General features: G+C 71.2%; 24 protein-coding genes and 1 pseudogene. 18 read left to right on the forward strand and 7 right to left on the reverse strand.

What is annotated here, in order from left to right:
- Window positions 1-65: 65 nt before the first annotated feature.
- Window positions 66-1,601 (reverse strand): DUF4331 domain-containing protein, encoded by a 1,536-nt coding sequence (locus QF037_RS36850; protein WP_307032793.1) that lies wholly within the window; start codon window positions 1,599-1,601, stop codon window positions 66-68.
- A gap of 231 nt (window positions 1,602-1,832) precedes the next feature.
- Here QF037_RS36850 and QF037_RS36855 point away from each other — a divergent pair, with 231 nt between their 5' ends.
- From QF037_RS36855 to QF037_RS36865, 3 genes are all read left to right on the forward strand, one after another.
- Complete coding sequence (locus tag QF037_RS36855) at window positions 1,833-2,375, forward strand: sigma-70 family RNA polymerase sigma factor (RefSeq protein WP_307032795.1); 543 nt, start codon at window positions 1,833-1,835, stop codon at window positions 2,373-2,375.
- The gene (locus QF037_RS36860) at window positions 2,372-3,196 is read left to right on the forward strand and encodes an anti-sigma factor (RefSeq protein ID WP_307032797.1); all 825 of its coding nucleotides are present in this window, start codon (window positions 2,372-2,374) and stop codon (window positions 3,194-3,196) included. Before QF037_RS36855 ends, QF037_RS36860 begins: the two co-directional genes overlap by 4 nt.
- A gap of 126 nt (window positions 3,197-3,322) precedes the next feature.
- Window positions 3,323-3,592, forward strand: coding sequence for a hypothetical protein (locus QF037_RS36865; RefSeq protein ID WP_307032799.1), 270 nt, complete (start codon window positions 3,323-3,325; stop codon window positions 3,590-3,592).
- Between the two features lie 203 nt (window positions 3,593-3,795).
- Here the strand turns inward: QF037_RS36865 and QF037_RS36870 are convergent, their stop codons facing one another.
- The 3 genes from QF037_RS36870 to hmgA all read right to left on the reverse strand — a co-directional run bounded on the left by QF037_RS36870 (window position 3,796) and on the right by hmgA (window position 7,210).
- Window positions 3,796-4,953, reverse strand: a complete 1,158-nt coding sequence (locus QF037_RS36870; RefSeq protein WP_307032801.1) for a type ISP restriction/modification enzyme — start codon at window positions 4,951-4,953, stop codon at window positions 3,796-3,798.
- 40 nt (window positions 4,954-4,993) lie between these two features.
- Complete coding sequence (locus QF037_RS36875) at window positions 4,994-5,743, reverse strand: GntR family transcriptional regulator (protein ID WP_307032803.1); 750 nt, start codon at window positions 5,741-5,743, stop codon at window positions 4,994-4,996.
- Window positions 5,744-5,893: 150 nt separating this feature from the next.
- Window positions 5,894-7,210, reverse strand: coding sequence for a homogentisate 1,2-dioxygenase (hmgA, locus tag QF037_RS36880; protein WP_307032805.1), 1,317 nt, complete (start codon window positions 7,208-7,210; stop codon window positions 5,894-5,896).
- Between the two features lie 168 nt (window positions 7,211-7,378).
- Here hmgA and QF037_RS36885 point away from each other — a divergent pair, with 168 nt between their 5' ends.
- The 12 genes and pseudogenes from QF037_RS36885 to QF037_RS36940 all read left to right on the forward strand — a co-directional run bounded on the left by QF037_RS36885 (window position 7,379) and on the right by QF037_RS36940 (window position 21,475).
- Window positions 7,379-7,975: a hypothetical protein gene (locus tag QF037_RS36885; protein ID WP_307032808.1), complete on the forward strand. Its 597-nt coding sequence runs from the start codon at window positions 7,379-7,381 to the stop codon at window positions 7,973-7,975.
- Entirely contained in the window at window positions 7,972-8,589 is a 618-nt protein-coding gene (locus tag QF037_RS36890; protein WP_307032811.1) for a TetR/AcrR family transcriptional regulator, read from the forward strand. Before QF037_RS36885 ends, QF037_RS36890 begins: the two co-directional genes overlap by 4 nt.
- Before the next feature lie 149 nt (window positions 8,590-8,738).
- On the forward strand, window positions 8,739-10,976 hold the full coding sequence (locus QF037_RS36895; protein WP_307032813.1) for a molybdopterin oxidoreductase family protein: 2,238 nt from the start codon (window positions 8,739-8,741) through the stop codon (window positions 10,974-10,976).
- A 138-nt stretch (window positions 10,977-11,114) separates the two neighbouring features.
- Entirely contained in the window at window positions 11,115-12,533 is a 1,419-nt protein-coding gene (locus QF037_RS36900; RefSeq protein ID WP_307032815.1) for a CitMHS family transporter, read from the forward strand.
- 79 nt (window positions 12,534-12,612) lie between these two features.
- Complete coding sequence (locus tag QF037_RS36905) at window positions 12,613-13,854, forward strand: MFS transporter (RefSeq protein WP_307032818.1); 1,242 nt, start codon at window positions 12,613-12,615, stop codon at window positions 13,852-13,854.
- Window positions 13,855-13,955: 101 nt separating this feature from the next.
- The gene (locus QF037_RS36910; protein ID WP_307032820.1) at window positions 13,956-14,519 is read left to right on the forward strand and encodes a hypothetical protein; all 564 of its coding nucleotides are present in this window, start codon (window positions 13,956-13,958) and stop codon (window positions 14,517-14,519) included.
- The gene (locus QF037_RS36915; RefSeq protein ID WP_307032822.1) at window positions 14,509-15,390 is read left to right on the forward strand and encodes a class F sortase; all 882 of its coding nucleotides are present in this window, start codon (window positions 14,509-14,511) and stop codon (window positions 15,388-15,390) included. Before QF037_RS36910 ends, QF037_RS36915 begins: the two co-directional genes overlap by 11 nt.
- A gap of 172 nt (window positions 15,391-15,562) precedes the next feature.
- Window positions 15,563-16,903, forward strand: coding sequence for an ABC transporter ATP-binding protein (locus tag QF037_RS36920; RefSeq protein WP_307032824.1), 1,341 nt, complete (start codon window positions 15,563-15,565; stop codon window positions 16,901-16,903).
- Between the two features lie 15 nt (window positions 16,904-16,918).
- Window positions 16,919-17,400, forward strand: a pseudogene (locus tag QF037_RS36925) (DUF3574 domain-containing protein).
- Between the two features lie 106 nt (window positions 17,401-17,506).
- A complete protein-coding gene (locus QF037_RS36930; RefSeq protein WP_307032826.1) occupies window positions 17,507-18,895 on the forward strand; it encodes an aldehyde dehydrogenase family protein in 1,389 nt (462 codons plus the stop codon).
- Between the two features lie 11 nt (window positions 18,896-18,906).
- A complete protein-coding gene (locus QF037_RS36935) occupies window positions 18,907-19,986 on the forward strand; it encodes a Zn-dependent alcohol dehydrogenase (protein WP_307032828.1) in 1,080 nt (359 codons plus the stop codon).
- A gap of 166 nt (window positions 19,987-20,152) precedes the next feature.
- Complete coding sequence (locus QF037_RS36940) at window positions 20,153-21,475, forward strand: MFS transporter (protein ID WP_307032830.1); 1,323 nt, start codon at window positions 20,153-20,155, stop codon at window positions 21,473-21,475.
- Here the strand turns inward: QF037_RS36940 and QF037_RS36945 are convergent.
- The 3 genes from QF037_RS36945 to QF037_RS36955 all read right to left on the reverse strand — a co-directional run bounded on the left by QF037_RS36945 (window position 21,467) and on the right by QF037_RS36955 (window position 23,921).
- Window positions 21,467-22,387: a DMT family transporter gene (locus tag QF037_RS36945; RefSeq protein WP_307037548.1), complete on the reverse strand. Its 921-nt coding sequence runs from the start codon at window positions 22,385-22,387 to the stop codon at window positions 21,467-21,469. The genes QF037_RS36940 and QF037_RS36945 overlap by 9 nt on opposite strands.
- 135 nt (window positions 22,388-22,522) lie before the next feature.
- Window positions 22,523-23,245: an ArsR/SmtB family transcription factor gene (locus tag QF037_RS36950; RefSeq protein ID WP_373463859.1), complete on the reverse strand. Its 723-nt coding sequence runs from the start codon at window positions 23,243-23,245 to the stop codon at window positions 22,523-22,525.
- A gap of 34 nt (window positions 23,246-23,279) precedes the next feature.
- The gene (locus QF037_RS36955; RefSeq protein ID WP_307032834.1) at window positions 23,280-23,921 is read right to left on the reverse strand and encodes a TetR/AcrR family transcriptional regulator; all 642 of its coding nucleotides are present in this window, start codon (window positions 23,919-23,921) and stop codon (window positions 23,280-23,282) included.
- 78 nt (window positions 23,922-23,999) lie between these two features.
- Between QF037_RS36955 and QF037_RS36960 the strand changes: the two genes are divergently transcribed.
- From QF037_RS36960 to QF037_RS36970, 3 genes are all read left to right on the forward strand, one after another.
- A complete protein-coding gene (locus QF037_RS36960) occupies window positions 24,000-25,151 on the forward strand; it encodes an acyl-CoA dehydrogenase family protein (RefSeq protein ID WP_307037550.1) in 1,152 nt (383 codons plus the stop codon).
- 60 nt (window positions 25,152-25,211) lie between these two features.
- Window positions 25,212-25,457 (forward strand): YiaA/YiaB family inner membrane protein, encoded by a 246-nt coding sequence (locus QF037_RS36965; protein WP_307032836.1) that lies wholly within the window; start codon window positions 25,212-25,214, stop codon window positions 25,455-25,457.
- A gap of 70 nt (window positions 25,458-25,527) precedes the next feature.
- Window positions 25,528-26,154 (forward strand): TetR/AcrR family transcriptional regulator, encoded by a 627-nt coding sequence (locus QF037_RS36970; RefSeq protein WP_307032838.1) that lies wholly within the window; start codon window positions 25,528-25,530, stop codon window positions 26,152-26,154.
- The last annotated feature ends 1 nt before the right edge of the window (window position 26,155 follow it).

The following is a 26,155-nucleotide window of genomic DNA, read 5'->3' on the forward strand; positions in this document are numbered from 1 at the left end:
GCGCCCCTCCAGGGGCGCGGGGAACTGCGCGACAAGCCCCCACCGGCCCGCGCTGTGAATTCGGCCTAGTACGCCCGAGTCCGCATCCGACGCCACCACATGAGACCCGCACCGATCAGAGCGATACCGGCAGCCCCGGCACCGGCCGACGCGGCGACCAGAGTGGTGTCGTCCATCCCGGTGGAGGAGCCGGCAGGCTGCAACGCGTCGCCCAGCTGGTTACGGACGTCGTTCCCACCGCTCGTGCCCTTGGCCAGCTTCCCGCGGGACCCCGCGGTCGGGTTGGCCAGGTACGGGAAGGACTTGCCGAACTTCTTGTCGTTCTTGTCGACCGCGTCGCCCAAGTCGTTCTTGGCACCGAGGAGTTCACCCTCGACGACCTGGAGCGCGGCGTCGAGCACGTCGTCGGAGAGCCGACGCCCGTTCGGGAAGCCCGCGTTGTCGCCGTCCAGCACACCGAGCCGCTTGGGATCGTGGGTCGGCTTGATGGACGTGTTGAGCCGCAGCTCCTCCGCCGCCCGCACGTGCGGCGGCTGGTTGAGGCCCTCGACGCCCTTCAGGAAGACGTCGACGAGGTCGTTGCGCGGCTCGTCGGGCGCGTCGATCTTGTAGATCGCCTCGATGAGCTTCGGCAGCTCCGGGTTGGTCACGTTCTGCAGGAACTGGCCGTCCTCCCAGGGCGCGGACGCGTTGAACTTGTCCTTGTCCTTGATGGGGTTGACGACCTCGTTGACCAGCGGCATGCCCAGGCGCGAGACCTGCGAGTAGTAGCCCTGCGCGTTCTTGCGCTGGGTCGTCGACCAGATGCCGACGATCGGCTGGTCCTTGGACTCCGTGATCATGTCCGTCGGCACCTGGAGGGCGACCGAGTTGACGTTGTAGCCCTTGAGGGTGTCACGGCCGACCTCGGAGAGGTTTCCGCCGTACAGCAGGTCGAAGACGCGCAGGTCCAGGAAGAACGGGTCGTCGGCCTGGCCGGCGAAGGTCGTCGAGCCGCCCGGCAGCTCGTGGATCGCTTCCTTGCGCAGCTTGTTGTAGTCCGGCATCGACGCCTTGCCGACGTTAGACGGTGCCACGGGCACGTCGTCGGCGACCTTGGTCTTCGACACCTCATGCTGGTTCTTCAGCTTGATGAGTTCGATGTCGTAGGTCTGCGTGACGTTGAGGTCGGGGTCGTCGAGGGACTCGACGGGGCCCGTGTTGTACAGGAACGTCTTGTCGTTCTTCACATGGGTCTTGAAGGTGTAGCGGAAGAGCAGCTCGCCCTGCGCGTCACCGTTGTTGTCGATGTGGATGTCGTACTGGGCGTCCTCGGCGAACGTGAAGAAGTTCGGTCCGCCGGCCGGATCCTCGAAGGGGATCCAGTTCGCGATGAGCGTCGTCGTGTCCGGCTTGTCCGGGCTGACGAAGGCGTACACGTCCGTGTTGTCGTACTGCGGGTCCCCGGAGATGAGCGGGGCCTCCCGGTGACTGGAGGCGCTGGCCGCCCCCGGTTCCAGCGCGGCCACAGCGGCGGCTGTGAGCCCCCCGGCGGCCAGCGAAGCGCATATGAGGGTCGCGACGCTCCTGCGCCCCGCACCGCTCCTGGAGATAGGTGTCATGCCGTCCGTCCTCAGTCCCAACTTGCCTGACGAACGCTGATTCGGAGCGGTCGGCAGTGCGGATTGGTCGAATCCCAAACGTTCTTACGGCGGAACCGGGATCATGTTTCATCGAACGGTGACCCGCGTTTTCGGCCCGCCGATCCGTAACCCCATCCGGAGGTGGGTTCGTTGCGAATACCTCGGGGGGCCGGACGGCCCAGATGCGGTTTTGCGGGAGGGGGAGGCGACTTGGAGGCGGACGAGCTTCTGGTGCTCGTTGCGGGCGGGGACCAGAAGGCATTCGAGGAGCTGTACGGACTGGTCTCCGGGCCGGTGTTCGGGCTGGTGCGCCGGGTGGTGCGGGATCCGGCGCAGTCGGAGGAGGTGGCCCAGGAGGTGCTGCTCGAAATCTGGCGGTCCGCCGCGCGGTTCGACCCCGGCCGGGGTAGCGCCCTGTCCTGGGTCCTCACCCTCGCCCACCGCCGGGCCGTCGACCGGGTGCGCAGCGCCCGCGCCGCCGGCGAGCGCGAGCTGCGGGTGGCCCGGCGGGCGAACGGCCCCGCCTTCGACCACGTCACCGAGGAGGTCGAGGCCGGACTCGAACGCGAGTGGGTGCGCCGCTGTCTGGAACGGCTCACCGAGCTCCAGCGCCAGTCCGTCACCCTCGCCTACTACGACGGCTACACGTACCGTGAAGTGGCCGAGCGGCTCTCGCTGCCGCTGGGCACCGTCAAGACCCGTATGCGCGACGGACTCACCCGGATGCGCGAGTGCATGGGAGGTGTGGCGTGAGCCTCCTCGACAAACTGCTCCGCCGCGACGACCCGCACTCCCTGGCCGCGCCCTACGCGCTCGATGCCCTGGAGCCCGCCGAGCGTGTCCGCTTCGAGAAGCACGTGAGGGACTGTCCGGTCTGCGCCGCTGAGGTCCGCGCCCTGACCGAGGACGCCGTACGCCTCGCCTGGTCGATGGCCGTCCCGGCGCCGGCCGCGATGCGCGACCGGGTCCTGGCCGCCGTACGCACCACCGCGCAGGAACCGGTGCGCGCGCAACCCCGGCGGGTGCACGAGCCACAGCTGCCGCCGCACGTCTGGGGCACACAGGCACCACCCGCGCGCACCCGTGCGCCCCGGGAGCGCCGCCCCCTGTTCGTGCCGTTCGCCACCGCCACGGCCGCCGCGGCCCTCGTGGTCGCCTCCCTGTTCGCCGTGCAGGCGAACGAGACCCGGGACCAGCTGAACGCCGAGCGGGGTCGGTCGAGTGAGATCGCCCACGTTCTCGCAGCTCCCGACGCCCGGGCGAGCACCGGCAAGGACGCGCGGGGTCGCAGTATCGGAGTTGTGGCGTCCGCATCGGAGGGGAAGGCGGTCGTCACCCTCAGCGGATACGACGACATCCCGACCGGTCGCGTGAACCAGTTGTGGCTCATGCGCCCCGGCGCGCAACCGCGCTCCCTCGGGCTCTTCGATGCCGACACGCCCTTGGTCACGTCCGGTCTCGACAAGTCCGCCACGTCACTGGCTGTAACCGTCGAACCTGACGGGGGGTCGGCGCAGCCCACTACCCAGCCGGTTGTCCAACTCGCCCTGAAATCGGTTGGATTCGGAGAGTAACCGCGGAGGGGTCGTCAACGCCCTTACGGGGAAGGTGAATCCTGTGACCGCGATACACGAGTGCCCCCAGGGGGCGATAGGGTTACCCTGCCCGGGCCGGGTGGACTCGTACGGGTGGGGAGTGACATGGAACAGATAACAGTGCGCAGCAGGGCGAGGGTCCCTGCGATCACCTGCGGGAGCAGCGCGACCAGTTCGCGCCTCGACCGCCATCTCTCGGTGCTGGGCGGCCCTGTCGTCCCGCAGCGCGAGGCGGCCGAGGCGACATCACTGATGCGTGAGCTGACCGCCCGTGAGCCCGCGCAAGGCCGCAGCGACAGGGGTGCGCGCGTCCGTCGCGTCTCGCTCTTCGCTCCGCTGCGTCGACTGCGCCGGTCGCTGTTCGGCGGGCGCTAGCCCGCACGCTCAGGCGTTCTTGACCCGCGCCCGGCCGGCCGTACCGCCCTGCCGCGACCCCGTCGTCCGTCATCCCCACGGCACGCGGCAGCGCCAGGTACGTCCATCGGGCGCGGGTACACCCTCCACCCCACCCCGCTCGAACCCACCGGCAGCGCCCGTCAGTCGGCTCGCGAACGCTCCCAAGTCACGCCCTGGGTGGGCTACAGCAGCCCCAACTGGCCTTCTGGTCCTTCCTCGTGGTGGTCCAGCACCGAGGCCGGTCTGCGTGCTGCCTCCGGTACCGGGAACACCCCCGCCTTGCGCAGGTCCGTCGCTGTGATCCGTGCCGTCACCGTCAACTCGGCCTGCCGCTGGGTCACTTCCGCGGTCAGTGCCAGGATTGTGATCAGTTCCAGCAGCTCCGACGTCCAGGTCTGGGGCCAGGTCGCCGGGCGGATCGCCGACAGGGTGCCGGGCTCCGGTTCCGCCGTCCTCACCGTGAACCACTCCTCCAGGACGCGTACGCCGTTGACCTCGAAGTCCCAGGCTTCCGGGGGCACGGGGGAGATGCGGCCCTCGTCGAGGTGGAGGGTCTCCTCGTCGCGGTCGTAGTGGAGGCCGAGGGGGCGGGACGGCAGCGGGGCGCGGACGTAGGGGCGGCGGCCGCCGGGGAGCTTGGGACGGTCGCCGTCGCGGCGCATGAGCCACAGGAGACGGTGGCCCAGTTCGGTGCCCCGCGCCCAGAGCCCGGGGTCGTCGGTGAGGGGGACGGCGAGGTCCGGGCGTACGGCCGTCAGGGTCCAGGCGAGGACGTCCGACGGCGTCACGGAGCGTCCCAGCCGTTCGCCCAGATACTCCGGCAGACCCGGTGCCAGGTTGGGTTCCACCCCGCCGGGCCGCCGGTACAGGGGGCGGACGCGACCGGGGCGGAGCAGCGGGAGCAAGGGCGTGGCGATCAGCATCGGACCGGGACCCCCGGCGGTCTCCGCGACGAAGACCTGGTGCTCGTCCGCCACCCGCCACAACTCGGGCCGGGCCGTGTCGATCAGCCGGTGGTCGGGGATCAGCCAGTGCTCGTCGAAGGGGGCGTGCAGGACGCGTACCGGCTCGGCGCAGGGCCCGGCCGCGCGGGCGAGCTTCTCCGTGCCGCCCGTCTGCCCCGGCAGCTGCCCCACCGCGGAGCGCAGGGTGCGCGAGCGCGTCGGCTCGAACAGGGCCTCCCTGTCGGGGCCCTCGGCCTTCAGCAGGGCGTCCCAGCGGGCTTTCAGGGATGCCGGGTCGGGGCCCGTCGGCCACCCCCGGCCGAGCCGCGGCGGTGCGACGGACCACGGCAGGAGGTCCGCGAGCAGCGGAGCGTCGTCGTGCGTCACGCTGGGCATCGTACGACGTTCGGCCGACAGGCAGTGGGGGTCACACGGGTCAGTTGGCTTCCAGGGTCACCGTGAAGGAGAAGCGGTCGCCGCGGTAGTGGATCACCGCCACGTCCAGCACCCGTCCCTCCCCGTCGTACGTCACGCCCGTGTAGTGCAGGATCGGGCTCAGCAGCGGCACTTGGAGCAGCCGAGCCGTCTCCGGGTCCGCGAGACGCGCCTCCACCGTGTCCGTGATGCGGCTGATGTCCGCCCCGACGACGTCGCGCAGCACCTTGGTCATCGGCCAGCGGACCAGGTCGTGCAGGTCGACGCGCGCGCCGAGTTCGGGGCGGATCCAGTTGCGGGCGTGGTTGGTCGGCTCGCCCGTCTTCTCGTCGCCCCGCAGGCGGTGGTACGTCGCCACCTCGCCCAGGTCCGGGAAGTACTCGGCGAGTTCCGCCGGAACGGGACCCCCGCCGTGGTCGAGCAGTTCTGTGACCATGCCCGACTGCTGGGCCACGATCGCGTCCACCGAGCCGAGCAGCCGGACCGGGGCGCCGCGCAGCGCATCCGGCTCGATGAACGTGCCGCGCCTGCGATGGCGCGAGATCAGCCCCTCGTCCTCCAGCTCCTTCAGCGCCTGCCGCATGGTCAGCACGCTCACCCCGTAATGGCCCGCCAACTGCTCCTCGGTGGGCAGCCGCAGCGGATCCTGGGGCGAGCGGCCGAGTATCGAGGCACGCAGTGACTGCGAGACCTGGTACCAGAGCGGCAGCTTGCGGTTCAGGACGATCGAGTCCGGCGCGAAGGAGGTCACGGGGCTATCCGTACCGGTCGCCGACGATCAGTGCAACGGAGTGAGCCGAAGGGGCGCGCCGGTGTCGAGAGCGCGAGCGCGCGGAGGCCCGAAGGGTCGAGCACGGTCGTGGTCTCGACACCGGCTTTGGCGCCCCGTAGGCGAACGGCGTCATGAAACCGCGCGGAAGTGGCGTTCCAGACCCTTCCACACGTCGTCGTAGTGCCGTTGCAGATGATCCGCCTGGGCCGCGTGTGCGGTCAGCGTCACCGGCCAGCGCGTCTCGAACATGAACGCGAGCCCGTCGGCGACCTTCTGGGGCTCGAGATCCGCCGCACTTGCCCGGTCGAAGGTCTCACGGTCCGGACCGTGCGCCGACATCATGTTGTGCAGCGAGCCGCCACCGGGCACGAAGCCCTCTGCCTTCGCGTCGTAGGCGCCCTCGATCAGGCCCATGTACTCGCTCATGACGTTCCGGTGGAAGTATGGCGGCCGGAACGTGTCCTCGCCGACCAGCCAGCGCGGCGCGAAGACGACGAAGTCCACGCCGGCCAGCCCCGGGGTGTCCGACGGAGACGTCAGCACCGTGAAGATCGACGGATCGGGGTGGTCGTACGAGATCGACCCGATGACGTTGAAGCGGCGCAGGTCGTAGACGTACGGCACGTGGTTGCCGTGCCAGGCGACCACGTCGAGCGGGGAGTGGTCGTAGACGGCCGTCCAGAGGTTGCCGCAGAACTTGTTGACCACCTCGACCGGGCCGTCGACGTCCTCGTAGGCGGCCACGGGGGCTTTGAAGTCACGGGCGTTGGCGAGGCCGTTGGCGCCGATCGGGCCGAGGTCGGGGAGCTGGAAGGGCGCGCCGTAGTTCTCGCAGACGTAGCCGCGGGCGGAGGGGTCGAGGAGCTCCACGCGGAAGCGGACGCCGCGTGGGATCAGGGCGACATGGCCGGGCTCGGCGTGCAGCAGGCCGAACTCGGTGCGCAGCAGCAGGCCGCCCTGTTCGGGGACGATCAGCAGCTCGCCGTCGGCGTCGCTGAAGACGCGGTCCATGGAGTCGGTGGCGTGATAGACGTGCACGGCCATGCCGGTGCGCTGGGTGGTGTCGCCGTTGCCGCCCAGGGTCCACAGTCCGGCCAGGAAGTCGGTCCCCTCCCTCGGCTCCGGCAGGGGGTTCCAGCGCAGCCGGTTCGGGTCGGGCACGGACTCGGTGAAGGGGGCCGAGCGGATCCAGCCGTTGTGGGTGTGGGTGAACGCCGGGTGGGCGGCCGAGGGGCGGATCCGGTACAGCCAGGAGCGGCGGTTGTGGGCCCGGGGCTCGGTGAACGCCGTGCCGCTGAGCTGCTCCGCGTAGAGGCCGAGGGGTGCGCGCTGTGGTGCGTTGCGACCCTCGGGCAGTGCCCCGGGGACGGCCTCCGAGCTGTGCTCGTTGCCGAAACCGGAGAGGTAGGTCAGCCCCTCCGCGGTCTTCCGCGCTTCCCCGCTCATGATCGCTCCCTTGCGACTCTGATTCCTATGTATCACCGTAGGATTGCGGTTTCGTGGGCGCAAGGGGGCCGTGGGGGTGCTTTCGACGGTGGGCCTCCTCATCAGGGAGGAGGAGAACCAGACTCAAGGGGGATTCGGCTTTCGGAGCGTTGTTCTAGTCTCCCGGGCATGTCGTGGACGCGGACGCTGCCGGCCGCGCTCGCGGTCTGTGTCCTCCTGTGGGCCGGAACCGCGAGCTGCGGTTCCGATCATGCGCGGGAACAGGAGAACAGCGCGGTGTCGCCGTCGCCGGTGGGCAAGGTGCTCGACGACACCGACGAGGACGGGCGCCACTACCGCGAGGTGGACGACGAGAACGCGCCCGAGGTGGACATCGAGGTGCTGCCGGACGGCGACGACAGCTGGGACGTGCACCTGACCGTGCAGAACTTCCGCTTCTCCCCGCCCGGCACGAAACCGAAGGCGGTCAAGGGCCGCGGCCTGGTGTACCTCTTCGTGGACGGCACCCTCGTCTCCCGGCTGCGCACCCCCGAGTGCCACATCCCCGCCGACCTCGTCCCCCGCGGCACGCACACCGTCACCGCACGGCTCCACGCCGACGACGGCACCGTGTGGGTCGTCGACGGCGCACCCGTCGAGAGCGCGGCCGACATCACGGCGTCGGGCACCGAGGCCACCGCGGGACCGTCCGCACTGAGTGCACCGGCCAACCGTCTTCGTACAGGGGGGCGAGGTTCACCGGACCGCGGCGGAAAGGCATCATGACGTCCGTGCCCGACGCGACATCGCTACGCAGAGCGCCCGTGCAGCGGCGCAGTGCCGAACGGCTGACCAGGATCCTCGACGCCTGCGCCGACCTCCTCGACGAGGTCGGCTACGACGACCTGAGCACCCGGGCGGTCGCCCAGCGCGCAGGCGTCCCCATCGGCTCCGTCTACCGCTTCTTCGGCAACAAGCGGCAGATGGCCGACGCCCTCGCCCAGCGCAACCTCGAACGGTTCACCGCCCGCGTCACCGAGCGCCTCAAAGAGGCCACGGGCGGAGGCTGGCGAGCCGCGATGGACGCGGTCCTCGACGAGTACCTCGCCATGAAACGCACCGCCCCCGGCTTCTCCCTCGTCGACTTCGGCAACCAGATCCCGGTCGGCGCACGCCACGCCGAACCGAACCACCGCGTCGCCGACCGCCTCACCGACCTCCTCTCCGGATACATCGACCGCGAGCCGGACGAGGACCTGCGGCGCACCTTCCTGATCGCCGTGGAAACGGCCGACACCCTCGTCCACCTGGCCTTCCGGGTGGCTCCGGAGGGGGACGAGCGGGTCATCGCGGAGGCCCGGGAGATGCTGCGGGCGTACTTGGCGCGGGTGCTGGACTGAACAGCACCCGCAACGGCGTGATCTTCTTCGACTGACCTCCGCCGCACGACACCTCGCCGTTTTGCGACCTCACCCCCGCACCCCCTCCCCTCCATGCCTACCGGTCGGTATCCTCGCCGGAACAGGCACCGTCGCCCCCAGGAGGACCCGTGTCCCGCACCGCCCTGCGTATCTGCCCCCTGTGCGAGGCCACCTGCGGCCTGACGCTCACCATCGAGGGGACCCGGGTCACCGGCGCCCGCGGTGACCGCGACGATGTCTTCAGCAAGGGGTTCATCTGCCCCAAGGGCGCGTCCTTCGGCGCCGTCGACGGTGACCCCGACCGGCTGCGCACCCCGCTCGTACGCGAGGACGGCGAGCTGCGCGAGGCCAGCTGGGAGGAGGCGTTCGACGCGGTGGCCGCGGGGCTCCGGCCGATCGTCGAGCGGTACGGGCCGAACGCCGTGGGTGCCGTCCTCGGCAACCCCAACGTCCACACCATGGCCGGCGCCCTCTACCCACCGGTCCTGCTCGCCGGCCTCGGCACCCGCAGCGTCTTCACCGCCTCCACGGTCGACCAGATGCCCAAACACGTCTCCAGCGGGCTGCTCTTCGGAGACGCCAACGCGATCCCCGTGCCGGACCTGGACCACACCGACCATCTGCTGCTGATCGGCGCCAACCCCCTGGAGTCCAACGGCAGTCTGTGCACCGCCCCCGACTTCCCCGGCAAGCTCAAGGCGCTCAAGGCCCGCGGCGGCACCCTCACCGTCATCGACCCCCGCCGCACCCGCACCGCCAAGCTCGCCGACCGCCACCTCGCGATCCGCCCCGGTACGGACGCGCTGCTGCTGGCGGCGATGGCGTACGTGCTGTTCGAGGAAGACCTCGTGGACACCGGGGAGCTGGCCCCGCACCTTCTGGGTCTCGACGAACTCCCGCGAGAACTCGGCGACTTCACCCCCGAGGCCGTCGCCGGAGCCTGTGACATCGACGCCGGCACCATCCGCAACCTGGCCCGCGAACTCGCCGCCGCCCCCACCGCCGCCGTCTACGCCCGCATCGGCAGCTGCACCGTCCCGCACGGCACCCTCGCCAGCTGGCTGGTCGACGTACTGAACATCCTCACCGGCAACCTCGACCGCCCCGGCGGCGCGCTCTTCCCGCAGGCCGCCACCGACCGGACGCCCCGGCCCGCCGGACCGAGCCACGGCTTCGCGCTCGGCCGCTGGCACTCCCGGGTGAGCCGGCACCCCGAGGCGAAGGGCGAGCTGCCGATCTCCGCGCTCGCCGAGGAGATCGACACCGCCACGCCCGAGGGCGAGCCGATCCGGGCGCTCATCGCCGTGGCCTCCAACCCCGTGCTGTCCGTGCCCGACGGCGACCGGCTCGACAAGGCGCTCGACTCGCTCGACTTCATGGTCAGCGTCGACCCCTATCTCAACGAGACCTCGCGCCACGCCGACGTCGTCCTGCCGCCGCCCCCGCCCTCCCAGAGCCCGCACCACGACTTCGCCTTCAACACCCTCGCCGTCCGCAACCAGGTCCGCTACAACCGCCCCGCGGTCCCCCTGGAGCCCGGCCGGATGGCCGAGACCGAGATCCTGGCCCGGCTGGTCCTCGCCGCGACCGGTATGCACGGCGCCGACCCGTCGGCCGTCGACGACCTGGTCATCGGCCAGACCCTCGGCAAGGCGGTCAAGGAGCCGTGGTCCCCGGTGCACGACCGCGACCCGAAGGAGCTCGCCGCCCAGCTCACCGGAGTCAGCGGCCCCGAGCGACGGCTCGACATGATGCTGCGCCTCGGCCCGTACGGCGACGGGTTCGGCGTACGACCGGACGGGCTGACCCTGGAGCGGCTGCTGGCGCATCCGCACGGCATCGACCTCGGACCGCTCGCGTCGCGGCTGCCGCAGCCGCTGAAGACGCGCAGCGGCAAGGTCGAGCTCCTGGCACAGCCGATCGTCGACGATCTGCCGCGGCTGCGGCAGGCCCTGGCCGAGCGTCCCGAGGGGCTCGTCCTCGTCGGGCGCCGTCATCTGCGCTCCAACAACAGCTGGATGCACAACGTCCCCGCCCTCACCGGTGGCACCAACCGCTGCACCCTGCACATCCACCCCGAGGACGCCGAGCGGCTCGGCGTGGCGGACGGGTCGGCCGTACGCGTGAAGGGGGCCGGGGGAGAGGTGATCGCCCCGGCCGAGGTCACCGACGGCGTGCGCCCGGGCGTGGTGAGCCTGCCGCACGGCTGGGGGCACGACCGGCCCGGCACCCGGCTCAACCACGCCCTGAAGGAACCCGGCGTCAACGTCAACCAGCTCCTCGACGGCAGCCTGCTCGACCCCCTGTCGGGCAACGCCGTCCTCAACGGCGTACCCGTCAAAGTGGCCAGCGTCGCGGCCCTGTGAGCAGCGCAAAGCTGTGACCAGCAGTTTTGCGCTTATTGCTCGCATGTCAACGTCTTGTTAACGCCGCTTGACGAGTCCTAACGTCAACGCACTGCCGACTCCGGTGGGAGTTCAAGGGCGAACGTTAGGTATCCACTCATGCTGACCATCCTCGGCTTCGCCATGATCGCGACCTTCCTGGTCCTGATCATGATGAAGAAGATGTCGCCGATCGCGGCGCTCGTGCTGATCCCGGCACTGTTCTGTGTCTTCGTAGGGAAGGGCGCCCACCTCGGTGACTACGTCATCGACGGCGTCACCAGCCTCGCCCCCACTGCGGCGATGCTCATGTTCGCGATCGTCTACTTCGGTGTGATGATCGATGTCGGTCTCTTCGACCCGATCGTCCGGGGGATCCTGAAGTTCGCCAAGGCCGACCCGATGCGGATCGTGGTCGGTACGGCGATCCTCGCCGCGATCGTCTCGCTCGACGGCGACGGCTCGACCACCTTCATGATCACGGTCTCGGCGATGTACCCGCTGTACAAGCGCCTGAAGATGAGCCTGGTCGTGATGACCGGTGTGGCCGCCATGGCCAACGGCGTCATGAACACCCTGCCGTGGGGCGGCCCGACCGCCCGCGCCGCCACCGCGCTCAAGCTCGACGCCAGCGACATCTTCGTCCCGATGATCCCGGCCCTGCTCGTCGGCCTGCTGGGTGTCTTCGTCCTCTCGTACTTCCTGGGTCTGCGGGAGCGCAAGCGGCTGGGCGTGCTGACGCTGGGCGAGATCCTGGTGGAGGAGAAGGTCGAGGAGAAGGAGTCCGAGACGGTTCTCGTGGGTGCCGGTTCCGGCTCCGGCGCGTCCGGCTCCGAGAAGGTCACCGGCGGTTCCGGCTCCGGCACCGACGCCGAGGATGACGACGACGAGGAGCGCTTCACGGTCCTCGACCCGAACCGCGCCACCCTGCGTCCCAAGCTCTACTGGTTCAACGCGCTGGTCACCCTCACCCTGCTCACCTCCATGATCATGGAGTGGCTGCCGATCCCGGTGCTGTTCATCCTCGGCGCCGCGCTCGTGCTCACCGTGAACTTCCCGCACATCCCCGACCAGAAGGCCCGGCTCGCCGCCCACGCCGACAACGTCCTGAACGTCTCCGGCATGGTCTTCGCCGCCGCCGTCTTCACGGGCGTCCTCCAGGGCACCGGCATGGTCGACCACATGGCCCGCTGGATGGTCGACGTCATCCCCGGGGGCATGGGTCCGCACATGGCCCTCGTCACCGGTCTGCTGAGCCTCCCGCTCACCTACTTCATGTCGAACGACGGCTTCTACTTCGGTGTCCTCCCGGTCCTCGCCGAGGCCGGCGCCGCGCACGGGGTCTCGCCGCTGGAGATGGCCCGCGCCTCCCTCGTCGGCCAGCCGCTGCACATGTCGAGCCCGCTCGTCCCGGCCGTCTACGTCCTCGTCGGCATGGCGAAGGTCGAGTTCGGCGACCACACCAGGTTCGTGGTGAAGTGGGCCGCGCTGACCTGCCTGCTCATCCTGGCGGCGGGAATCGTGTTCGGCATCATCTGACCGGGCTCACGGGGGACTTGAACCCGAGGACGTGGAACAGGGGCCCCGGCACAGGGGACTTGAAACGGAGGACGTGAACATGGCGCCCGGTGGGAACCGCGGCTGGCTGCTCCGCCTCGTCATCGCCTTCAGCTTCGCGCAGGGGGCGGTGTCGATGGCCCGGCCCGCCGTCTCCTACCGGGCGCTGGCGTTGGGCGCGGACGAGCGGGCGATCGGTGTGATCGCGGGGGTCTACGCCCTGCTCCCGCTGTTCGCCGCGGTCCCCCTGGGGCGCCGTACCGACCACGGCCGGTGCGCGCCCCTGCTGCCGGCCGGCGTGGTCCTGATATCCGGCGGCTGTGCGCTGAGCGGCATCGCGAACTCCCTCTGGGCGATGGCCGTCTGGAGCGGAGTGATGGGCCTCGGTCACCTCTGCTTCGTGATCGGCGCCCAGTCCCTCGTCGCCCGCCAGTCCGCCCCGCACGAACAGGACCGCAACTTCGGCCACTTCACCATCGGTGCCTCCCTCGGCCAACTGGTCGGCCCCGTCGCGGCGGGCGCGCTGATCGGCGGCCCGGACATGGCGGGCACGAGCGCGCTCGCGCTGATCGTGGCGGGGGCCGGTGGCGCGGTCGCGCTCACCTCGTTGTGGCGCATAGAGCGGCGCGACACGGCGGCCAAGTCCCGTGCGGGACACGGTGATCGCGTCCCCGTCCAGCGCATCCTGCGCGCTCGGGGCGTGCCCGCCGGCATCTTCGTCAGCCTCGCCGTGCTCTCCGCGACCGACATCCTCACCGCCTACCTCCCGGTGGTCGGCGAACACCGCGGCATCGCGCCCTCCGTCATCGGTCTGCTGCTCAGCCTCCGCGCGGCGGCCACGATCGCCTGCCGGCTGGTGCTGACCCCGCTGCTGCGACTGCTGGGCCGCTCGCTCCTGCTCACCGTGACCTGCCTGCTGGCGGCCCTGCTGTGCGCGGGCATCGCCCTGCCGGTGCCGGTGTGGGCGCTCGCCGTGATGCTCGCCGCGCTCGGCTTCTGCCTCGGTGTCGGACAGCCGCTGTCCATGACGACGGTCGTCCAGGCGGCCCCCGACGGCGCCCGCTCCACGGCCCTCGCGCTGCGTCTGACCGGCAACCGCCTGGGCCAGGTCGCCGCCCCCGCCACGGCGGGCCTGGTCGCGGGCGTGGCGGGAGTGGCGGCACCGTTCGTGATGCTGGGCGTGCTCCTGCTGCTCTCCTCGGGCGTGGCACTGCGCTCACCGGCGAGGCCGGCCGCGGAGCCCGGTGCGCCCGACGCGCCCCGCCGGTCCGGGGCGGCCTTGGGCCGGACGAGCGAAGACTGACGGGTCGTAGGGCAGGCCTCCCCCCGCTCGCGACGGACATGTGACAAAGAGTCAGGTGAAGCGCGATTTGTACGACAATCGTCTGACTCGGAGGACTTCGCATGACCACCACGGCCCGCCAACGCCGCGCCGCCGCCGTCGCGGCCCTCACCCTCGCGGGGTGCGCCCTGACCGGGACACCCGCGGTCGCGGCCACCAATGGAGACGTCAAGATCCACGCGCAGTACGAGCCGACGGCCGAGCAGGACAACGATCCCCACGTGTGCAGGTTCTACCTCGACGCCTTCAACTTCGACGCGGGTGAGGAGGTCCACTGGACCATTGCGGCCCAGCCCCCGTCCACCGGCGGCACGGTCAAGGAGGGCGACCTCACGGTCACCGCGGCCGGTGGGGGCAGCACCGAGGTGATTTCGCTGCCCAACGGGCACTACAAGCTCACGTGGGCCACCGGGGACGGGGACGGCCAGAACAGGAACAAGGTGTTCTGGGTGGAGTGCCCGCCCCGCGGTCCCCACGGCGGTCCCCACGGCGGTCCGCCCGCCGGTGGTGGCGGCATCGCGCGCGACCAGGCGTTCGCCCCGGTCGCCGGCGCCGCGGCAGTGGGCATGGCCGCGGTCGGCGGGGTGGTGTGGTTCCGGCTCCGCCGTCGCCCGCATGGCGCGTAGTCGTCGACGCAGGCCCTGGTACCGGACGCGCGCCTACCGCCTGGCGAGAACGGTCGTGATGACCGTCTCGCTGGTGGCGGGCGGCGTCTGGTTGACCCAGGGCGAGGAGCCGGGCGGGGCGGTCGAGGCCGCCCCGCCCGGCCCCCCGGCGGCAGCGCCCGCCACTGTCCGGACCGACGCCCGCGGGGCCGCGCAACAGCGTCCGCTCGGCACCGGGGTGTCGGTCACGCGCAGTCCGGACGTACCGCGGCGAGGCCAGGATCCGGCCTCGCGTCGCCCGGACGCTCCGCCGCGCACCGCGGAGGCGGCCCCGCGCCGCCCCGCCGTGCCGCGGCGGCCCCCGCCGAAGGCCGCCCCGCCCTCGTCGCCCGCACCTCGGCCCTCCCTGCCGCGCTCCCGCGCGACCCGTCTCGCCATCGACTTCCTCGATGTCGACGCCCCCGTCATGAACCTGCGGCTCGACCGCGAACGGCGGCTGCCCGCACCTCCCGACGGCGACGCGAACCGGGTCGGCTGGTACGAGGCCGGCCCGTCCCCCGGACAGCAGGGCACCGCCGTCGCCGTGGGCCACCTCGACACCGACACCGGACCGGCCGTCTTCGCCGGCCTCGGCGAACTGCGGCGCGGCCGCCTGATCGAGGTGACGCGCGCCGACGGACGGGTCGCCGTGTACGCCGTCGACGCCATCAAGTCGTACGAGAAGGACCGGTTCCCCAACCGCGAGGTGTACGGCGACCGGGGCCGCCCCGAACTGAGGCTGATCACCTGCGGCGGCAACTACGACCGCAGGACCGGCTACTCGGGCAACGTGGTCGTCTTCGCCCACCTCGTCGAGATCCGCAAGCCGCCCGCGGCCGGCGCCCGGCGCTGAATGCGAGCGTCCGTTTTCTCACCTGCTGGACGGCACCGTCCGATCCTGCCCGTTCTCTTCCCCCCGGCGCACACATTCCGTTAACTTCCGTGACCCACGAGCCCCGTTCGACTCGGGCGGGGCATCCGACCACCGAGCATCAGCGCTCAGCCGGCCCTCGGGGACACCTGCCATGACACGCGCCATCTCGTTGCACGACGTGAGCAAGAGCTACACCCGGGGCGCCCGGGTGGTGGACCGGATGTCACTGGACATCGAGCCCGGCGAATTCCTGGTCCTGCTCGGGCCCTCCGGCTGCGGCAAGTCCACCGTGCTGAGGATGATCGCGGGCCTCGAGGAGATCGACGAGGGCCACCTGCTGCTGGACGGCGAGTACGCCAACGACCTGCCGCCGTCCGGCCGGAACATGGCGATGGTCTTCCAGAACTTCGCCCTGTACCCGAGCATGACCAGCCGCGACAACATCGGCTTTCCGCTGCGCTTCGAAGCCCCCGGCGCCGACCCGAGCCCACGCGTGGACGCCACCGCCCGCATGCTGGGCATCGAGGAGCTCCTGGACCGCTTCCCCGCCCAGCTCTCCGGCGGTGAACGCCAGCGCGTCGCCATGGGCCGGGCCATCGCCCGCCATCCCTCCGTGTTCCTGATGGACGAGCCGCTGTCCAACCTCGACGCGAAACTCCGCAACCATCTGCGCGCCGAAATATCCGCGCTCACCCGCCAGTTGGGCGTCACCACGATCTACGTCACCCACGACCAGTCCGAGGCCATGTCCCTCGGCGACCGGGTCGCCGTCATGCGCGGCGGCGTCCTGCAACAGGTCGGCACCCCGCGCTCGGTGTACGCGCTGCCCCGCAACGTCTTCGTCGCCGCCTTCATCGGCACCCCGCGCATCAACCTCCTGCGCGGCCTGGTGCGCGCCCCGCTCGGCGGCGCGATGACCATCAGCCTCGGCAAGCAGTTCCTGCGGCTGCCCGAACCGCTCTCCCTGGACCACCAGTTGCTCCGGGTGCAGCAGGGCCGTGAGGTCATCGTGGGCCTGCGCTCGGAGGCGGTCCGGATCGCCAAGCCGTCCGCCGCGCGGCCCGGCGAGGTGGCGCTCACCGGTCTCGTGGAGCACGTGGAGTTCCAGGGGCACGAGGTCCTCGTCCACTTCAACACCGGCTCCAGCCCCGCCGTCGTGCCGGACCTGGAGGCCCCGCGCCCCGTCGCCCGCCCCACCCGGCGCCGCCGCCGCGAGGGCGGCCCCCGCGTCCTGGACCGGCTCAGGGAACGCACGGGTGCCCTGCGGGCCGGGCCGGTGGTCGTCCTCGACGAGCCGAGGGACAGCGCCCCCGTGACACCGCCGGAGGGCCGCCTCCCCGGCGACCTGATCGTCCGCACCACCCCCGACATCGACTTCCGCCACGGCATGCAGGTCCCCCTGCTCGTCGACCTCGCCCACCTGTTCGTCTTCGACCAGCACGGCGAACGCGTCTGCCCGGCCCCGGCACGGCTGCCGGACCTGGAGGAGTGAGCGGAAAAGCGCGCGGTGCCGTCGGCCGATCCGCCGGACAGGCCCCGCGTCCGCCCCACCCGGACCCGGGCCGTCCTCGCCGCCGTCGGTCTGTTGCTCGGCGTCGGCGCTCCCACCGCGTACGTCACCCTCGACGACGGGACACCGCGGCGCGGCGAGCCGTACATCGAGACCTCGCTCCTCTTCGGCACCGAGCGGCCCGACGGCGGCCCGACGGCGGCCCGGCGGTCACCGACAAGCAGTTCATGGGCTTCGTCGACAAGGAGGTCACGCCCGGCGTCCCGGACGGCCTCATGGTGCAGACCGGTCGCGGGCAGTGGCGGGACGCCGGTGGGACGATCGAGAAGGAGCGGTCGTACGAGCTGATCCTGCTCTACCCGGTCGCGCGGGCGGGGGCGAGCGACCGGAGGATCGAGGAGATCCGGCGGGCGTACGAGAAGGCGTTCGGCCAGGAGTCCGTGGGGAGGGTGGACGACAGGGCCCGGGTCGACTTCTGATGGCATGCGTCACGTACCGGGGCGTCTGGCGCGTGAAAACTATCGCCGCTAGTTTATGAGGCGGACTGAGCCGGACGACGACACGGCCCCGCCGGGAGGAAGCACCATGAAGGCACACGACGGCATGTACATCGACGGCGAGTGGCGGCCCGCCGCCGGCCGGGACGCGATCGAGGTCGTGAACCCGGTCGACGAGCAGGTGATCGGCCGGGTCCCGGCCGGTACCGCCGAGGACGTCGACACCGCCGTACGAGCCGCCCGTGCCGCCCTCCCGGCCTGGGCCGCGACGGCACCGGCCGAGCGGGCCGCCCGGCTGGCCGCCCTCCGGGACGTGCTGGTGGCCTGCAAGGACGAGATCGCCGAGACGGTCACCGCCGAGCTGGGCTCGCCCCTGAAGTTCTCCGAGAACGTCCACGCCGCCGTGCCCCTCGCGGTCGCGGCCTCGTACGCCGAGCTGGCGGCGACGTACGCCTTCGAGGAGCAGGTCGGCAACTCGATCGTCCGCCAGGAGCCGATCGGTGTGGTGGGCGCGATCACGCCCTGGAACTACCCGCTGCACCAGATCGTCGCCAAGGTCGCCCCCGCTCTGGCGGCAGGCTGCACGGTCGTCCTGAAACCCGCCGAGGACACCCCGCTCGTCGCCCAGCTCTTCGCCGAGGCGGTCCACGAGGCCGGCGTACCGGCGGGCGTCTTCAACCTCGTCACCGGCCTCGGCCCGGTCGCGGGACAGGCCCTCGCCGAGCACCCGGACGTCGACCTGGTCTCCTTCACCGGCTCCACGGCAGTCGGCAGGCAGATCGGCGCCACGGCCGGTGCCGCGATCAAGAAGGTCGCCCTGGAACTCGGCGGCAAGTCCGCCAACGTGATCCTGCCGAGCGCCGACCTCGCCAAGGCGGTCAACGTCGGCGTCGCCAACGTGATGTCCAACTCCGGCCAGACGTGCAGCGCCTGGACGCGGATGCTCGTCCACCGGGAGCAGTACGAGGAGGCGGTCGAACTCGCCGCCACCGCCGCCGCCAAGTACGGCGACCGCATCGGCCCGGTCGTCAACGCCAAGCAGCAGGCCCGCGTGCGGGGTTACATCGAGAAGGGCGTCGCCGAGGGCGCGCGCCTCGTCGCCGGTGGCCCCGAATCCCCGCGCGAGCAGGGCTGCTTCGTGGCGCCCACGGTCTTCGCCGACGTCACGCCCGACATGACGATCGCGCAGGAGGAGATCTTCGGCCCTGTCCTGTCGATCCTGCGCTACGAGGACGAGGAGGACGCCCTGCGCATCGCCAACGGCTCGGTGTACGGCCTCGCGGGCGCCGTCTGGGCCGGAGAGGAGGCGGAGGCGGTGGCCTTCGCGCGCCGGATGGACACCGGCCAGGTCGACATCAACGGCGGCCGCTTCAACCCCCTTGCCCCGTTCGGCGGTTACAAGCAGTCCGGCGTCGGCCGCGAGCTCGGCTCGCACGGTCTCGCCGAGTATCTCCAGACCAAGTCCCTGCAGTTCTGAGGAGCTTTCACGTGGTTCGCGCAGCAGTCCTTCCCGCCGTGGGCGCTCCCCTGGAGGTCACCGACATCGAGCTCCCGGACCCCGGCCCCGGCCAGGTCCGCGTCCGCCTCGCCGCCGCCGGTGTCTGCCACTCCGACCTGTCCCTGTCCAACGGCACGATGCGGGTACCGGTCCCGGCCGTGCTCGGCCACGAGGGCGCGGGCACGGTGATCGCCGTCGGCGAGGGCGTCACGGGCGTGGCGCCCGGTGCCGACGTCATCCTCAACTGGGCCCCGTCCTGCGGCAGTTGCCATGCCTGCTCGCTCGGCGAGGTCTGGCTGTGCGCCAACGCCCTCAACGGCGCGGCGGACGTCTACGCCCGCACCGCCGACGGCACCGACCTCCACCCCGGCCTGAACGTCGCCGCGTTCGCCGAGGAGACGGTCGTCCCGGCCTCCTGCGTCCTGCCGCTCCCCGCGGGCATCCCCCTCACCGACGCCGCCCTCCTGGGCTGCGCGGTCCTCACCGGCTACGGCGCCGTCCACCACTCGGCACGGGTCCGCGAGGGCGAGACGGTCGCGGTGTACGGCGTCGGGGGAGTGGGCCTCGCCGCTCTCCAGGCGGCCCGGATCGCGGGCGCCGCGAAGATCGTCGCCGTCGATGTCTCCCCGGCGAAGGAGGAGCTGGCCCGCGAGGCCGGTGCCACCGACTACGTCGTCGCCTCCGAGAACACGGCCCGCGAGATCCGCGGCCTGACCGGCAAGCAGGGCGTCGACGTCGCCGTCGAGTGCGTCGGCCGCGCGACGACGATCCGGACCGCCTGGGACTCCACCCGACGCGGCGGCCGGACGACGGTCGTCGGTATCGGCGGCAAGGACCAGCAGGTCACCTTCAACGCCCTGGAGATCTTCCACTGGGGCCGCACCCTCTCCGGCTGCGTCTACGGCAACTCGAACCCGGCGGAGGACCTTCCGGTGCTCGCCGAGCACGTCCGCGCGGGCCGTCTGGACCTGGGCTCGCTGGTGACGGAGCGGATCGCCCTGGACGGCATCCCGGCGGCCTTCGAGAACATGCTCGCGGGCAAGGGCGGCAGGGCGCTGGTCGTCTTCTAGAACGCCGTGTACCGGCCCCGACCTCATGGGAGGCCGGGGCCGGCGGCATGCCCACGGGCCCCATGAGTGCTCCGGGCAACCTTCCGGCACAACCATTGCCTCCATACCGTCCGGTTAGTATGTTCGCCGCCAACGTCCCCACCGCACCCATCGGAGTGTGCACCGCATGGACATGGCCCCCTCCGCTCAGCCCATCACCCCGACCGCCCTCCCCACGGTCAACCGCCGCCGCGTCGCCACGGCGGCCGCGCTCGCCTCAGCCGTCGAGTGGTACGACTACTTCGTCTTCGGCATCGCGGCCGCCCTCGTCCTCGGCGACCTGTACTTCCCGGCGGGCAGCTCCACCGCCGGAGTCCTCGCCTCCTTCGCGACCTTCGCGGTCGGCTTCCTCGCCCGCCCGATCGGCGGCATCGTCGCCGGCCACCTCGGCGACAAGCGCGGCCGCAAGCCGATGCTGGTCCTCGCGCTCACCCTCATGGGCCTGGCGACCACGGGCATCGGCCTGCTGCCGACGTACGAGACGATCGGCGTCGCCGCGCCGATCCTCCTCGTGACCCTCCGCGTCCTCCAAGGTGTCGCCGTCGGCGCGCAGTGGGGCGGCGCGATGCTGCTGGCCACCGAGTACGCCCCCGAGGGCAAGCGCGGCATCTACGGCAGCGTCGTCCAACTCGGCGTCCCCATCGGCGTCGTGACCGCCAACACGGTCTTCCTGCTGGCCGGTGCCTTCACCACGGACACCCAGTTCGCCGCCTGGGGCTGGCGAGTGCCCTTCCTCATCGGCCTGTTCGTGCTCGGCCTCGCCTGGTACATCCACGCCAAGGTCGAGGAGACCCCCGAATTCCGTGACGCGGAGAAGGCGTTGGCCGAGCAGGAGAAGTCGCAGCAGGGTTCCCCGCTGCGCACGATCCTGCGCGACCACCTCGGCACGGTTTTCCTGGCCGGCGGCTCCTTCGCCGTGAACACCGCGACCTTCTACATCCTCATCACCGGCGTCCTCGACTACACGACCCGCGAACTCGACATGAAGAAGAGCGCGGTCCTCACCGTCTCCCTCTGCGTCAGCCTCACCCAGCTCGTCCTCATCCCGGCGGCCGCGGCGCTCTCCGACCGGTACGGCCGTATCCGGATCTACACGCTCGGAGCCGTGGGCATCGCGCTGTGGGCGATACCGCTCTTCCTCCTGATCGACACCGGCTCGCTGCTGTGGCTGGCGGTCGGCACGTTCGTCGCCAGCTGTTTCCTCAGCATCATGTACGGCCCCCAGGCCGCCCTGTTCGCCGAGCTGTTCACGCCGGAGATGCGCTACACCGGTGCCTCCCTCGGCTACCAGATAGCGGCGGTCTGCGGCGGCGGCCTCGCGCCGTTCCTGATGGTGCTGCTGCTGGAGACGACGGGCACGTCGATGTCGGTGGCCGCCTACATCATCGCGCTCTCGGTGATCGCCCTGCTCTCCATCAAGGTCCTTGCGGACCGGGCGCGTTCACGCTGATTCGGTGGCCTTCGCGGGCCGTGGTCCGGCGGCCGCGGCCCGCGAACGCGAACGGGAGACCGCGACACCCGCGAGACACAGCACCCCGCCCGCCAGGGTGAGCAGCCCCGGTACCTCGCCGAGCGCCAGCCAGGACATCAGCACGACGAGCGCGGGCACGGCGTAGGTGGTGGCGCCCATGCGTCCGGCCGTGGTGCGGGCCAGCGCGTAGGCCCAGGTGGTGAAGGCGAGCGCGGTCGGGAAGACGCCCAGATAGACCATGTTGAGGGTCGCCGACACGGGCGCGTCAGCCGCCTCGTGGACCAGCTGCACCGCGAACGGCAGACAGACCACGGCCCCGACGAGACAGCCGTACGTGGTCACCTGGAGCGCGCTCGCCGCACCGAGAGCGGGCTTCTGCGCCACGACCCCGCCGGCATACGTGACCGCGGCGAGCAGACACAGCGCGACGCCGAGCACGGACGACTTTCCCTCACCCGACATGGACAGCCCCACCGCGACCGCTCCCGCGAACGACACGGCCATCCCCGCGAGCAGCCTCGGCGGCAGGGCGTCGCCGAGTATCCGTGCGCCGAGCAGGGCGATGAGGACGGGGCCGATGTTCACGACGAGAGCGGCGGTCCCGGCGTCCACCTGCTGCTCGCCCCAGTTCAGGGCGACCATGTAGAAGCCGAACCAGAGGATGCCGGAGATCAGGATGCCGGGCCATGCGGCCCGCGGGGGCAGCCCCTCTCGTCGTACGGCACAGATGGCGCCCAGCGTCAGGACTCCCGCGAGCAGTCGACCGAGGGCGAGGGCGCCCGGTGAGTACTCGCTGCCGGCGCTCCGGATGGAGACGAAGGCGGAGGCCCAGAGGACCACGGTCACCAGGGCGGCGCCGGCTGCGAGGAGGTCGGGGCGGCGGGGGTTCATCATGCTCCTGAGGCTAGGAAGGGTTTCGAAGAAGAGCTCGCGGCTTTTGGACGGTGTGTATCCGCGGGTGTGGGGGGCTGGTCGCGCCCACGCGGCGGAGCCGCAAATCGATACAGCCCCGCGCCCCTAGGTGGGTCAGCGCAACGCTGTCGACGAGATGCCCAGCAATTCGGCCAGCGCCTTCTCGCCCGCCCCCGTCACCTTTACCGCCCTCTCGGAGCCGATGCGTACGCACCACCCCGTGTCCAGCGCATGCCGACACAGGGCCGCACCCGCGACTCCCGCGAGGTGAGGCCTCCGCTCGGTCCAGTCGAGGCAAGCCCGGGCCAGCGGTCGACGGCCCTTCCGGTCGAGGGCGATGCCGGCCGTGTCGAACCACGCCAGACCGGCCTCCGTCAGCGCGAACCCCGTGTCCTGGCGCAGCAGTGCACGGGAGGTCAGTGCGTCCGTCACCGCGATCCCGAGCCGCCCCGCGAGGTGGTCGTAGCAGGTACGCCCCCGCGCCATCGCCGACCCGGCACTCGACTCCCGTAGATTCCGCGGCCGCAGGGCGGAACCCGGCGCCAGGTGGGAGGCGAGTTCCTCGACCAGCTGAGCCACCCGCGCGTCCGCGAGCCGCACATAGCGGTGCCGCCCTTGCCGTTCCTCGGTCAGCAGCCCGCCGGCCACCAGCTTGCCCAGGTGCTCGCTGAGGGTCGACGCGGCGACCCCCGCGTGCCGCGCCAGCTCACTCGCGGTCCAGGCCCGGCCGTCGAGCAGCGCCAGCAGACAGGAGGCCCGTGTCTCGTCGGCGACGAGTGAGGCGAGCCGGGCCAGTTCCGCCGCCTGGGGATCTCTGGAGGTCATGCCTTCCAGCATGGGCCCCGGACACTTCGGCGCCCACCGAAGCGTGTTACTCGGCCCGCCTGACCTGCTCGTACTGCTGGACCAGCCCGTCGAGCAGTGCCGTGAGCCCGGTTTCGAAGGCCCGCTCGTCGATCTTCTCCTGCTGCTCGGCCAGCAGATGGGCCTGCCCGAGATGCGGATAGTCGGCGGGGTCGTAGGCGCTCTGGTCGTCGACGAAACCGCCGGCGAACGAGCCCAGCGCGGAGCCCATGATGAAGTACCGCATCAGCGCACCGATGGACGTGGCCTGTGCGGGCGGCCAGCCGGCGTCGACCATCGCGCCGTACACCGCGTCCGCGAGCCGCAGGCCGGCGGGCCGGCGCCCGGGCCCCTGGGCCAGTACCGGGACGATGTTCGGGTGGTCCCGCAGGGCGGCTCGATAGGACACGGCCCAGTCGTGCAGGGCGGTCCGCCACTCCCGTCCGTCCTCGAACATCGACAGGTCGACCTGTGAGCTGACCGAGTCGGCGACCGCTTCGAGAATCTCGTCCTTGGTGCGGAAGTGGTTGTAGAGCGAGGGCCCGCTGACTCCCAGCTCCGCGGCGAGCCGTCGTGTGGAGACGGCCGCGAGGCCCTCCGCGTCCACGAGCGCGCGTGCCGTCTCGACGATCCGGTCGGTGCTGAGGAGGGGCTTGCGCGGTCGGGCCATGGCGCACATAGTAGGGCTGCGACAAGAAACTAGCAGTGCTAATTTAAAGGTACGGCTTTCAAGTGAGGTGATCTCGTGGTGAACCTGGGGCTCAGCGAGGAGCAGGAGGCCGTACGGCAGCTCGCCCGGGACTTCGTGGACCGTGAGATCGCCCCGCACGTCATCGTCTGGGACCGCGCCGAGGAGGTGGACCGGTCGATCGTGAAGAAGCTGGGCGAGGTCGGTTTCCTGGGTCTGACGATCGACGAGGAGTACGGCGGCTCGGGCGGCGACCATCTCGCGTACTGCCTGGTGACGGAGGAGCTGGGGCGCGGCGACTCGTCGGTCCGCGGCATCGTGTCGGTCTCCCTCGGTCTGGTCGCCAAGACGATCGCGGCCTGGGGGAGCGAGGCCCAGAAGCGCCAGTGGCTCCCCGGCCTCACCTCCGGGGCGTACGTCGGCTGCTTCGGCCTCACCGAACCGGGCACGGGCTCCGACGCGGGCAACCTCGCCACCCGCGCCGTGCGCGACGGCGACGACTACGTCATCAACGGCACGAAGATGTTCATCACCAACGGCACCTGGGCGGACGTCGTCCTCCTCTTCGCCCGCTCCACGGACGCCCCCGGCCACAAGGGTGTCTCCGCCTTCCTGGTCCCCACCGACACCCTCGGACTGACCCGCCGCACCATCCACGGCAAGCTCGGGCTGCGCGGCCAGGCGACGGCCGAACTGGTCCTGGAGGACGTACGGGTCCCCGCGACCGCGATGCTCGCCCCCGAGGGCAAGGGTTTCCCGGTCGCCATGTCGGCGCTCGCCAAGGGCCGGATGTCGGTCGCCGCGGGCTGTGTGGGCCTGGCGCAGGCGGCCCTGGACGCGGCGGTGAAGTACGCCGGTGAACGCGAACAGTTCGGCAAGTCGATCGCCCACCACCAGCTGGTCCAGGAACTGATCAGCGACATCGCCGTGGACGTCGACGCGGCCCGTTTGCTGACCTGGCGGGTCGCCGACCTGATCGACCGGGGCGAGCCCTTCACCACCGAGTCCTCCAAGGCCAAACTGTTCGCCTCGGAGGCCGCGGTCCGGGCCGCCAACAACGCCCTCCAGGTCTTCGGCGGCTACGGCTACATCGACGAGTACCCGGCGGGCAAACTGCTCCGCGACGCCCGCGTGATGACCCTCTACGAGGGCACCAGCCAGATCCAGAAACTGGTCATCGGCCGCGCGCTGACCGGAGTCTCGGCCTTCTGAGTACGGGACCTGAGTATCCCGACGGATGTGATCCGCCCCCCGCCCGCCCACACTCGACCCATGAGTGACACATCGGGCAAGCCCCAGAACACCGCCGCCTTCTACGGCCAGGCGGTCGCGTCCTTCGCCGTCGCCATGGCCGCCACGGCGATGGGCATCTTCAAGCTGAACGCCGACGCCTGGGTGCGGGCCTTCCTCGCGATCGCCGTCCTGTACCTGGTCACCTCCGCCTTCACCCTGGCCAAGGTCATCCGGGACCGGCAGGACGCCCAGAGCCGCGCATACAGCCCGTTCGAAAAGCTCTGAGCGGCCACGCTAAGCGCTCGCTCAGGTTCGGCGGTATGGTGGTGCCTCTGTCAGTGGAGAGGGGCAAGCGATGGGTACGGCGGAGGACACGGCCGGCGGCGAGACGCAGGCGTGGGGCGAGGTCACGCCCGACGCGGCACGGAGGCTGCTGGTCGCCGCGGTGGAGGCCTTCGCCGAGCGCGGGTACCACGCCACGACGACCCGGGACATCGCGGGCCGCGCGGGCATGAGCCCGGCAGCCCTCTACATCCACTACAAGACCAAGGAAGAGCTGCTCCACCGCATCAGCAGGATCGGCCACGCTAAGGCCCTGGAGATCCTGCGGACCGCGGCCCGCCGCGAGGGCGCCGCGACCGAGCGTCTCGCGGACGCGGTCAGCTCCTTCGTCCGCTGGCACGCGGGCGGCCGCACCACGGCCCGGGTCGTCCAGTACGAACTGGACTCCCTCGGCCCGGACGCCCGCGCCGAGATCCTCGCCCTGCGCCGTCAGTGCGACGCCGAGGTGCGCGGCATCATCGAGGACGGCGTGTCCTCCGGCGAGTTCGACGTCCTGGACGTCAAGGGCACGACCCTCGCCGTCCTGTCCCTCTGCATCGACGTGGCCCGCTGGTTCACCGTCGACGGCCCCATGACGCCCGACGAGGTCGGCGCGCTCTACGCCGACCTCGTGCTGCGGATGGTGGGAGTGGCCAAGTAGC

The organism is Streptomyces canus, from assembly GCF_030815415.1.
GTDB classification, from domain to species: domain Bacteria; phylum Actinomycetota; class Actinomycetes; order Streptomycetales; family Streptomycetaceae; genus Streptomyces; species Streptomyces canus_F.

Excerpts from the sequence above, each read along its gene's own strand:
- QF037_RS36950 (WP_373463859.1), bottom strand. The coding sequence starts at position 23,245 with ATGCTGGAAGGCATGACCTCCAGAGATCCCCAGGCGGCGGAACTGGCC.
- QF037_RS36870 (WP_307032801.1), bottom strand. The coding sequence starts at position 4,953 with ATGCCCAGCGTGACGCACGACGACGCTCCGCTGCTCGCGGACCTCCTG.
- QF037_RS36885 (WP_307032808.1), top strand. The coding sequence starts at position 7,379 with ATGTCGTGGACGCGGACGCTGCCGGCCGCGCTCGCGGTCTGTGTCCTC.
- hmgA (WP_307032805.1), bottom strand. The coding sequence starts at position 7,210 with ATGAGCGGGGAAGCGCGGAAGACCGCGGAGGGGCTGACCTACCTCTCC.
- QF037_RS36910 (WP_307032820.1), top strand. The coding sequence starts at position 13,956 with ATGACCACCACGGCCCGCCAACGCCGCGCCGCCGCCGTCGCGGCCCTC.
- QF037_RS36930 (WP_307032826.1), top strand. The coding sequence starts at position 17,507 with ATGAAGGCACACGACGGCATGTACATCGACGGCGAGTGGCGGCCCGCC.
- QF037_RS36970 (WP_307032838.1), top strand. The coding sequence starts at position 25,528 with ATGGGTACGGCGGAGGACACGGCCGGCGGCGAGACGCAGGCGTGGGGC.
- QF037_RS36890 (WP_307032811.1), top strand. The coding sequence starts at position 7,972 with ATGACGTCCGTGCCCGACGCGACATCGCTACGCAGAGCGCCCGTGCAG.
- QF037_RS36915 (WP_307032822.1), top strand. The coding sequence starts at position 14,509 with ATGGCGCGTAGTCGTCGACGCAGGCCCTGGTACCGGACGCGCGCCTAC.
- QF037_RS36920 (WP_307032824.1), top strand. The coding sequence starts at position 15,563 with ATGACACGCGCCATCTCGTTGCACGACGTGAGCAAGAGCTACACCCGG.
- QF037_RS36905 (WP_307032818.1), top strand. The coding sequence starts at position 12,613 with ATGGCGCCCGGTGGGAACCGCGGCTGGCTGCTCCGCCTCGTCATCGCC.
- QF037_RS36900 (WP_307032815.1), top strand. The coding sequence starts at position 11,115 with ATGCTGACCATCCTCGGCTTCGCCATGATCGCGACCTTCCTGGTCCTG.
- QF037_RS36850 (WP_307032793.1), bottom strand. The coding sequence starts at position 1,601 with ATGACACCTATCTCCAGGAGCGGTGCGGGGCGCAGGAGCGTCGCGACC.
- QF037_RS36965 (WP_307032836.1), top strand. The coding sequence starts at position 25,212 with ATGAGTGACACATCGGGCAAGCCCCAGAACACCGCCGCCTTCTACGGC.
- QF037_RS36865 (WP_307032799.1), top strand. The coding sequence starts at position 3,323 with ATGGAACAGATAACAGTGCGCAGCAGGGCGAGGGTCCCTGCGATCACC.
- QF037_RS36955 (WP_307032834.1), bottom strand. The coding sequence starts at position 23,921 with ATGGCCCGACCGCGCAAGCCCCTCCTCAGCACCGACCGGATCGTCGAG.
- QF037_RS36945 (WP_307037548.1), bottom strand. The coding sequence starts at position 22,387 with ATGAACCCCCGCCGCCCCGACCTCCTCGCAGCCGGCGCCGCCCTGGTG.
- QF037_RS36940 (WP_307032830.1), top strand. The coding sequence starts at position 20,153 with ATGGACATGGCCCCCTCCGCTCAGCCCATCACCCCGACCGCCCTCCCC.